Source organism: uncultured Marinobacter sp. (genome assembly GCF_963974375.1).
In the GTDB taxonomy this organism is placed as follows: domain Bacteria; phylum Pseudomonadota; class Gammaproteobacteria; order Pseudomonadales; family Oleiphilaceae; genus Marinobacter.
Map to the genome: position 1 here is coordinate 1 of NZ_CAXBDN010000188.1, position 8,753 is coordinate 8,753.

Sequence of the window (8,753 nt, forward strand, 5' to 3'; positions counted from 1 at the left end):
GGACGTGTTTCTAATCTAGTGGGCCGCGGAGCACCGGGGAGGCAGTTTTTTAGGTATTGCCTGAGATGCGGGACGGTCGCAAAGCGAACATTCAGATGGTGCGATAACGCCTTGGCTTTGCGGTGCACCGAAGCGCCAGCGTTGCTGCGTCCGACAACAGCCACTGGTTATATGGCACGTAAACGATCCCGCCGAGCTACTCTGCGTGACTCCGCGTAAAGTCGTCAACTTCATCGTATACGGTCACGGAAATCCGCTGAGCTATCTCCCGCATTCCCTTCATCTCGGACGGATTATCCGCTACCCAGAAGGTCTTCCAGTTCTCTACTGAATCCCACTTTGCCACTGTCAGAATTTCAGTCGGATCTTCTGGGCTACGAAGCACAAAGCTTCCCAACGCTCCCGCCACAGTCTCATGTATGTGATTCGTGGTGCGGCTCCACACCTCTTGGAAGTTTGCGATGTCATCTTCCTTTACTTTCCAGCGGTAAATTACCCGAATCACCTTACCCCCTTCTCAAATAAGAGCAATTAGGCAGCGAGCTTTATCATTGCAGAAATTTGACTGCGTCACTATTACTGACTTTGAACCATCAATCACGCTGTACATGAATCCATAAAACAATAGCTTAGCCGAGCACGGACGTCTCTGCCATGTAATCATTCAGTGTCTGCAACTTGCTCTGCGAATCATACTAGTGTGGTGCGTCATTCTGTTTGGAACTCAATTTTCGATTTGCTCGCACCACCTTGCTCAGTATGTCGCTCGCCTTTGCCGTCCAGATAAAGGGCTTTGGTTCGTTATTGTGGCGACGGATGTAAGCTCCGATAGCGGCGGTAAGGTCAGCCACACTTCTGAAGACTCCTCGACGCAGACGGTCCTCCGTCAGATCACGAAAAATCGTTCAACCATATTGAGCCATGAGGCTGAGGTGGGCGTGAAATGTAGGTGGAACCTCGGGTGCTTATACAGCCGTTCCCGGACTGCGGGATGCTTGTGTGTCGCATAGTTATCGCAGATCAGGTGCAGCTCCTTGTCCTTCGGTGTCTCACGATTAATCTGGCGCAGGAACTTCAGCCACTCAATGTGGCGGTGCCTTTGCTGGCATTGCCCGATCACTGTCCCGTCCAACACATTGAGTGCGGCAAACAAAGTGGTTGTGCCATGACGTTTGTAATCATGAGTCATGGTTTGTGCTCGTCCCTTCTTCAGGGGGAGACCCGGCTGAGTCCGGTCCAACGCTTGTACCTGACTCTTTTCGTCACACGAGAGTACCAACGCATGCAGCCAGCCTGGTGCTGGATCAAGGTTACACCATTCCCCAGGCCAGAATGTCATTAGGTGTGACTGAGAGCGCCATTGTCCGTTGGCTTAATCAACTCGTCCGATGAGCAACACGTAGGCACCCTGTAGCGGGTGGCCGTAGCGGTAGTATTCATGTCGGTGTGTCTCAAGGTGTGTCATGAAGTGATCATGAAGTCGTCATACAACGGTATCGGACCTGTCATGTTTGCTCGCTAGAGTTGGGCTCCTGCCAGGTTGTTGGCTTGGTTACATATTAAGGAGTAAGTTATGACAGTCTGTCGCCGCCCCATGGTCCTGTTGGTCGCCATCCTGCTCAGTACACTGGTGCAGGCCAATCCCGATGTCATTTCCCGCGAGTACAAGCTGATGCTGGATGCCAGCCAGTTCACCTACCAGAACGAAGCGGTTTCGGTGGGACAGCTTCTGGCACTGGCCGAGACTGAAATCGAGTCGGCCATTGCCCGTGACGTCTCCGGCAGTGCCTCCCTGGACAAGCAGCGGGACGTGCGCTTCTTTGACGTTCAGGGTTCCTGCCAGCTCCGCCAAATGGGCTATTCCTTCCGCGATCGCGTGGAAAGTGGCCAGTCGGAAGTCACTCTCAAGTTCCGCAGTCGCGACCGCTATATTTCAGACTTTGAAGACGTATCGTCGTCTACCTCCGGTGCCGAGACCAAGCTGGAATCCGATATCGGAGCCACTTCCACCGAGCCGTTCAAGGTAGTGTACGGCCATTCCACCAAGGCCCCAAATTCACGGAACCTGAACGAAATAAAGGACATCAATCATCATTTTCCCGGCTTTGAGGATGATTACGGTCTACCGGATGACCAGCCCCTGTCACTGGTAGGCAACCTGGTGATCCGTGAACATGTCTACCGCGGAGTGGAGATCGACCTGGGCCAGCACGACGCCGAGATCAGCGTGACCCTCTGGTACCAAGGGGTGCCGTTGGGCGCCCAGTCGCCGCTGGTCGCCGAACTGTCATTCCGCTATGAGGACGGATCCGCCGATTACACACGCAAGGTGGTCAATCGGGCGGCCAAGTCTTTTGAGGCGCTCAAATCCCTGTCCCCGTGGGTTGCCCCCGATTCCCAGACCAAGACGGCCTTCGTCTACGGTTTTAATCCCGCATTCTGCAAGTGATACCTGGCCCGGGGGCCTGAGCGCCCTTTTGTAATCTTTACGCGATGAAGGAAATAGAGAATGAAGTCGATGAACAAACATAAACTGCTCCTGGCATCCCTGGTGGCGTCTTCCCTGCTGGTGGGTTGCAGCGACAGCGACGATAACACCAACAACGCTTCCGTATTTGACAGCTATCCGGCGGAAGGTGTGTTCCTGCCCTATAACGTGCTGAGGGATGACCTGATTGACGGCAAATCCCAGCAGCCGTTTGAAATTCGTAACGGCGGTTTCGGTTCGGCGATGACGGCCCACCCCTCGGATGCAAACCGTTTTTACGCCCTGACCGACCGGGGGCCCAATGCCACGTTCACGGGCGACCAGGGTAAAGGCAAGATATTCCCGACACCGGACTATACCCCCCGTATTGCGCTGTTCGAAGTCCAGGCGGACGGTATGATCGAGCAAGTTGATACGATCCTGCTGAAGCGCCCCGATGGGTCCCCGATTACCGGCCTGCCCAACAGTTCCGCCCTGGGTGGAACCGGTGAAACGCCGTACCACGCCGACGGCCAGCCCATACTTGAGGATGACGGCCAGCCCTACGATGAGACCACCAATCCGTTTGCGCTTGATGACTATGGCTTGGACGGGGAAGGTCTGGTGGCCCTGTCGGACGGCACCTTCTGGGTCAGCGATGAGTATGGCCCCCATATCGTTCATTTCGATGCCGAGGGCCGGGAGATCGGCCGTATTAACGCCTTCACCAACGATGACCGGGTTGACCTGACTCTGCCGGCCGAATTCGGCAACCGTCGCGCCAACCGGGGGATGGAAGGTCTGGCCGTTACGCCGGATGAGAAAACCCTGGTGGGCATCATGCAGTCCACCATGTATAACCCCGGCAGTGCCGTGAAGGACTTGGACATTACCCGCATCGTGACCGTCAACCTGGAGTCCGGCGACATCGGGCAGTACCTCTACCGCCAGGAAAAGACCCAGAATTCGAACTCCGAGATTGTCGCCCTGAGCGCCACTCAGTTTCTGGTGATCGAGCGCGATGGCAGCTTTCTCTATGGCGGCCCCAATGGTGCTGAAGCAGCAGCGCCGGATGCGCAAAAGCAGGTCTACCGCATTGATCTTGCCTCCGGAACCAATCTGGAAACCATTGCAGCCAGTGGCGACGTTGAACAGGATGCGGAGCTCGGCCTGACATTGTCTGGGAAAACCCTGGAGGAGGTCGTTCTGGAGCAGGGTTGGAGTGCCCTGGCCAGCACCGGGATCGCGCCGGTCAGCAAGTCCCTTGTGGTAGATATGGTCGCCGAAGTAGACTACCCGCACGATAAGATTGAAGGCTTGTGGGTGATTGACGACCAGCACCTGGGGGTGCTGAATGACGATGACTTCGCCACCTGGGCCACCAGTGGTGAACTGGAGCAGAAGATGCTGGACCCCAATACCGTAGATGGTAATCGACTGTTCATTGTCGAGGCCGACCTGAGCACCGACTGACCCGCACCGATGTATCCGTCGCCCGGAAGCCGGGCGGCGCCCCTATCCAAGAAGCCTGAACGGCCAGGACCTGGTCACTGCACAGGTCCCTCTGTTGGCATGTTGCAAGGGAGCTGTAGGATAATAATAAAGTTGGTAACAAATCATCTTTTGAAGCGTTACTTTTTGGTACCACGCAATCGTTAGAAATAAATAAAGTTGGTAACTTTTGAGGCGATCGCCGAGAATAAAGCCCACATCCATCACAATATAGTTGGTAACTTATTGTGGCAAGCTCGCAGTAAAAGATTCAGGCTTCCCAAAATGAGGTTCGAAAAGGGTACAAAGGTCGCAAAGCGAACATTTGGGCGGATAGACCAACACCAACCTCTGGAGAAGTTCAGCCTTTTTGTAGAAATGTTCGCAGTAACCGGGTTGCCCCCCAAGAACCCGGCCGTTCGTTAGATTCCATGGATGCCGGGTTTATAAAGAGGTAAGAAGCCACTCCCGAAATTTATATGCGGACGGCTTTAAGGGCAAAGGGGTGTTGTGAACAAGGTAGTCTTTTTTGCCAGATTCGAAAACAAATGATCCCACAGGTTTCAGCGTGTTAGATCGAAGATCCTCTTTGACCATGAAGTCCCAGCCCAAGGCAACCCCAAGGCCCCGACGAGCGGCCTCGTATGCAAGGGTGACCTGGTTGAAGGTCAGAGAATTTTCGGCCGGCTAATAGTCCACGTCAAAGCTACGGAACCAATCATACCAACCGATACAATCCCATTCGGTGGAATCCAGCTCTATAAGCGGCATGTGTGTCAGATCCTCAGGTTGCCTAGGCTCTCTGAAGTTCAGCTCTGGGTGGCATACAGGATATACGGACTCGGTGAATAACGGATGCGTGTCGAGGAGAGGCCAGCCCCCCTCACCATAGAGGATACCGAAATCGAATTCCGCCACCTTAGACGCATCAATGGCGTTGTCCGATCGGATGCTTACAGTAATTTCCGGATGTATGCGGTTGAACGCTATTACGCGAGGGAAAAGCCAGTAATGGGCGACAGCGTGAGTCGCGATAACGGTGACAGTATGCGCATCGTGACGCTGGCGAACTTGCTCGATACCCGCTGATAGTTGATGCAGTGCCGGCTGAACTGAGCTGAGTAATTCTTTCCCTGCGTTTGTCAGCTCTACGCCACGAGCACGCCGCATGAAAAGTGGCGTTTTGGTTTGTTCTTCAAGGGTTTTAATCTGCTTGCTGATCGCGCTTTGGCCCAAATCGAGTTCACCAGCGGCGGCCGTAAAACTTCCCAGCCTGGCAACTGACTCGAAGGCAGAAATCGCATGAATAGGTGGAAGCCGTTTCAGTTTATTCATAGATCCAGACGTCTGACTCAAGGGCGGTGTTGAGGGTCATTTTGCGTAAACCTGACGAAGAATAATAGCCATGCCCCACAGGCATGGCTCAAGTCGGATATGTCTCTACTGGAACAATCGTGATTGCCCTAGAGTGCGCACATCAGAGTTGGTGTGCCAAAGGAGAACGTTATGATTCGCTCAGGGGTATTACTAGGCGCTGCAGCAGGCGCGTGCTGGGGATTGGTTTTTCTCAGCCCACTAGTGTTGAAGTCGTTCTCGGCGCTGGAGATCGCCACCGGTCGGTTTCTGGTGTACGGAGGGGTCTCACTATTCCTGCTAGCGCCATCGTTTTTGAGGATCTGGAAACAGCTGTCGCTTTCCGATGTCGGCATTCTCATGGTGCTCGGCGCTTTAGGAAACGTTCTTTTTTTCGCCTTGCTGGCCGGATCAATTCAAGATGTGGGCATTGGCCCCGCATCATTGGTAGTGGGTATGGCCCCGGTTGTTGTCACGCTTTTGGGGCGGTCCGACAAAGACACGCTGCCATTCTCGAACCTTGCCGGGCCACTGCTGTTCATTGTATGCGGGATATTTTTTATCAATGCTGATGCATTGCAGATGTGTGGGGAGCGTTCTCAGCCCATCGGCCAGTCCGTGAGAGGATTGTTGATGGCGTTCGGCGCACTCGCCAGCTGGAGCCTGTTTACAGTTGTGAATGCGCGGGCGTTGAAACGCCGAACTGACGTATCGAGTGGATTATGGGCTTATCTGACGGGGGTAAGCGCAGGTGTATGGGCTATTGGACTTGCAGTACTACTGTGGGTGTGGGGCTCGTCCTCTACCTCCACCAATGCAGTGCCAGATGAAAAAGACTGGCTTTTGTTCTGGGTGGTCAGTTTGGGAATCGGTGTAGGTGGCTCGCTGATTGCCAACATGTTCTGGAACGGTGCATCGCGACGTTTACCCCTTTCATTGACAGGGCAAGTTTTCGTGTTCGAACCGGTGTTTGCGTTGCTATACGGTTTTGTCTACAGCAGTCGTTTGCCACGTCCAATGGAGGCTATTGCCATTACCATGCTGGTGACGGGCGTGTTGTGGGCCATGAGAGGGTACGGTCGTAAAGCTTGATATTTTTGAGTTAACGGCAAGTGTTTGTAAGCCTCCGGTCTTACCAGTGTAATCGTCACGTGTTGATCTTGGGCGATGAGGGGCTGACGACGCTGAGCACCCTCAATCGGCGAGACTCGCTGGAGGTGCTGGCAGACCGGCACGGCCGGCGGCGGCCAGCCCCTCAAGCAATCCTGCGATGCGAAGGTCGCGAGGCATCGTCATCTCCCGTTGTAGTTCACTGTCAGTACGGTACTGGGCTCGCTGTAGACGTCGCCTATAAACTGACCAGTCATCTTACAGTCAAGGAGATTGCCCCAGGCTGCCCAGATCAAGGATAGGGCTATGCCATGTGAGTCGTAGATTGCGAAGCAAAAGATCAAGTGGCGGCCTCATTGACTTCTAAGACGACTGGTCATATTATCGAGATATGCCACGACCGAACGTACGAGAACAACTGTTGCACGCTGGACTGAAAACCCTGAATACTCAGGGCTTTTACGGCTGTACAGTGCAGGACATTACGCAGGCAGCCCAGGTTCCGAAGGGGTCGTTTTATAACCACTTTGAGAGTAAAGAAGCGCTTGCGATGGAAGCGCTGGAGCTGTTCTGGACGGGGGGAGACTCGCGCCGCGCAATCCTGAGCGACAAGTCCATTGATCCCGTGGAGAGGCTGCGACTGCATTTCCAGAAGTTGACGAAGTTGCTTGCAAGCAACAACTACGAAATTGGCTGTCTGATTGGAAACTTCAGCTCCGAGATGGCCCGTCATCCTGAGTTTCAGGAACGGTTAGCAAGAATATACAGGGATTGGAGCCTCGTCATCGAACGCTGTATCGATGAAATAAGCACAGCTGGGAGACTGAGAATCCAGGCAAAACCCGGGATTCTGGCAGGCTTCCTTGTGAGCGCTTGGGAGGGAGCTGTTTTGCGAGCAAAGGTTGAACGCAACGGCGCAGCGTTTGAGGAGTTTGAGCAAGTAACGCTTGTAGGATTTTTTTCGTGAGGGGGTAGTTCTCCTTTATTTTTTACTCAAAAACAAGACGACTGGTCATCTTATGAAGCTAAATACATCGTTCCAACTGGGGCCGTGGCCTCTTTCTCACCGAGTCGTAATGCCTCCGCTGACGCGTATGCGTGCGGGCGCTAATGGTGTTCCGTCACCTTTAGCCGCGGTTTATTACGGGCAGCGAGCCACCCCTGGGGGGCTTCTTATCGCTGAAGCAACCCAGATTTCGCGTCAAGGACAGGGTTACCCGCAAACACCAGGCATTTATACCGAGGAACATGTCAGGGGCTGGGCTGATGTGGTTAAAGCGGTAAAGGAAAAGGGGGGGAAGTTTGTTTTGCAGCTCTGGCATGTTGGCCGTATTTCGCACTCCTCCTTTCAAGAAGGCGGGAAAGCACCGGTAGCTCCCTCTGCTATCAAGCCAACAGGCAACGCTTTTACCAGTACTTTCAGCCGGGTTCCTTATGAGGTGCCGCACGAACTTGCCTTGGCTGAGATTCAGGACATCGTTGCTGACTACAGAGCCGCAGCTGAAAAGGCCCTCCATGCGGGATTTGACGGCGTTGAAATCCATGCAGCAAACGGATATTTGCTGCAGCAGTTTCTTGAGGACAACGCAAACCAGCGCCAGGACCGATATGGTGGCTCAATCGAGAACCGGTCGCGCTTGTTGTTTGAGGTGTTAGAAGCCGTATCGGAGGTTTGGCCGATGGATCGTATTGGCGTCAGGCTGTCGCCATTTAGTGATGTCGGCGACATGGCGGATAGTAATCCTCAAGCACTGTATGAATACGTCATTCCTCACCTTTCGAAAAAGGGAATCGGCTATCTCCACCTGATTGAGCCGCAGGTGCGGGCTGGCCTGACAGGTGAGATCAACACGAATGCACCGGACTCAGTCTGCTCTCTTTTTCGTCCATTTTTCAGTGGGCCTCTTATTGCCTCTGGAGGCTTCACCGCAGAGTCCGCCGAGGAGGCGTTGAACCATGGTGCAGCTGACCTGGTTGCCTTTGGCAGGCTGTTTATTGCCAACCCCGATCTACCCGCACGTCTCATATCAGGTGCAGAACTGAATGCACCGAACCCAAAGACGTTCTATGGCGGAGGGGAAGCTGGATACACGGATTATCCGACGCTTTAGTGATCAGGATCCGATAGAGAGACTCAATAGAAATATTTCTGAATAACCTAATAGAAACCCAGGAGAAACGGTATGAGCGAGCACGTAAAAATCAGCACGCAGGGCGGTGTACTCGAAATTATTTTTGCGCGGCCAGAAAAGAAAAACGCATTAACGAATGACATGTTGCGTATTCCAGACCAAGGTTGCCACTGATTCCAGACAAAGTCTGCCACCCATTC

General features: G+C 53.7%; 8 protein-coding genes and 1 pseudogene. 6 read left to right on the plus strand and 3 right to left on the minus strand.

What is annotated here, in order from left to right; translation table 11 throughout:
- Positions 1-196: 196 nt before the first annotated feature.
- Both AAC035_RS14900 and AAC035_RS14905 read right to left on the minus strand, forming a co-directional pair.
- Entirely contained in the window at positions 197-505 is a 309-nt protein-coding gene (locus AAC035_RS14900; RefSeq protein ID WP_153740075.1) for an antibiotic biosynthesis monooxygenase, read from the minus strand.
- Positions 506-695: 190 nt separating this feature from the next.
- Positions 696-1,285 (minus strand): annotated as a pseudogene (locus tag AAC035_RS14905) (IS630 family transposase); the annotation flags it as partial.
- A gap of 288 nt (positions 1,286-1,573) precedes the next feature.
- On the opposite strand from AAC035_RS14905, the gene AAC035_RS14910 reads away from it, so the two are divergent.
- Positions 1,574-2,449: a hypothetical protein gene (locus AAC035_RS14910; RefSeq protein WP_339805514.1), complete on the plus strand. Its 876-nt coding sequence runs from the start codon at positions 1,574-1,576 to the stop codon at positions 2,447-2,449.
- A 60-nt stretch (positions 2,450-2,509) separates the two neighbouring features.
- On the plus strand, positions 2,510-3,940 hold the full coding sequence (locus AAC035_RS14915) for an esterase-like activity of phytase family protein (protein ID WP_339805516.1): 1,431 nt from the start codon (positions 2,510-2,512) through the stop codon (positions 3,938-3,940).
- Between the two features lie 705 nt (positions 3,941-4,645).
- On the opposite strand, the gene AAC035_RS14920 is transcribed toward AAC035_RS14915, so the two are convergent.
- Positions 4,646-5,293: a LysR family transcriptional regulator gene (locus AAC035_RS14920; RefSeq protein ID WP_339805518.1), complete on the minus strand. Its 648-nt coding sequence runs from the start codon at positions 5,291-5,293 to the stop codon at positions 4,646-4,648.
- A 171-nt stretch (positions 5,294-5,464) separates the two neighbouring features.
- Between AAC035_RS14920 and AAC035_RS14925 the strand changes: the two genes are divergently transcribed.
- The 4 genes from AAC035_RS14925 (at position 5,465) to AAC035_RS14940 (ending at position 8,727) form a co-directional block, all read left to right on the plus strand.
- Entirely contained in the window at positions 5,465-6,403 is a 939-nt protein-coding gene (locus AAC035_RS14925; RefSeq protein WP_339805520.1) for a DMT family transporter, read from the plus strand.
- 439 nt (positions 6,404-6,842) lie between these two features.
- Positions 6,843-7,388, plus strand: coding sequence for a TetR family transcriptional regulator C-terminal domain-containing protein (locus AAC035_RS14930; protein WP_339805523.1), 546 nt, complete (start codon positions 6,843-6,845; stop codon positions 7,386-7,388).
- A 52-nt stretch (positions 7,389-7,440) separates the two neighbouring features.
- Positions 7,441-8,532 (plus strand): alkene reductase, encoded by a 1,092-nt coding sequence (locus AAC035_RS14935; RefSeq protein ID WP_339805525.1) that lies wholly within the window; start codon positions 7,441-7,443, stop codon positions 8,530-8,532.
- 72 nt (positions 8,533-8,604) lie between these two features.
- Complete coding sequence (locus AAC035_RS14940) at positions 8,605-8,727, plus strand: hypothetical protein (protein ID WP_339805526.1); 123 nt, start codon at positions 8,605-8,607, stop codon at positions 8,725-8,727.
- Positions 8,728-8,753 lie beyond the last annotated feature (26 nt).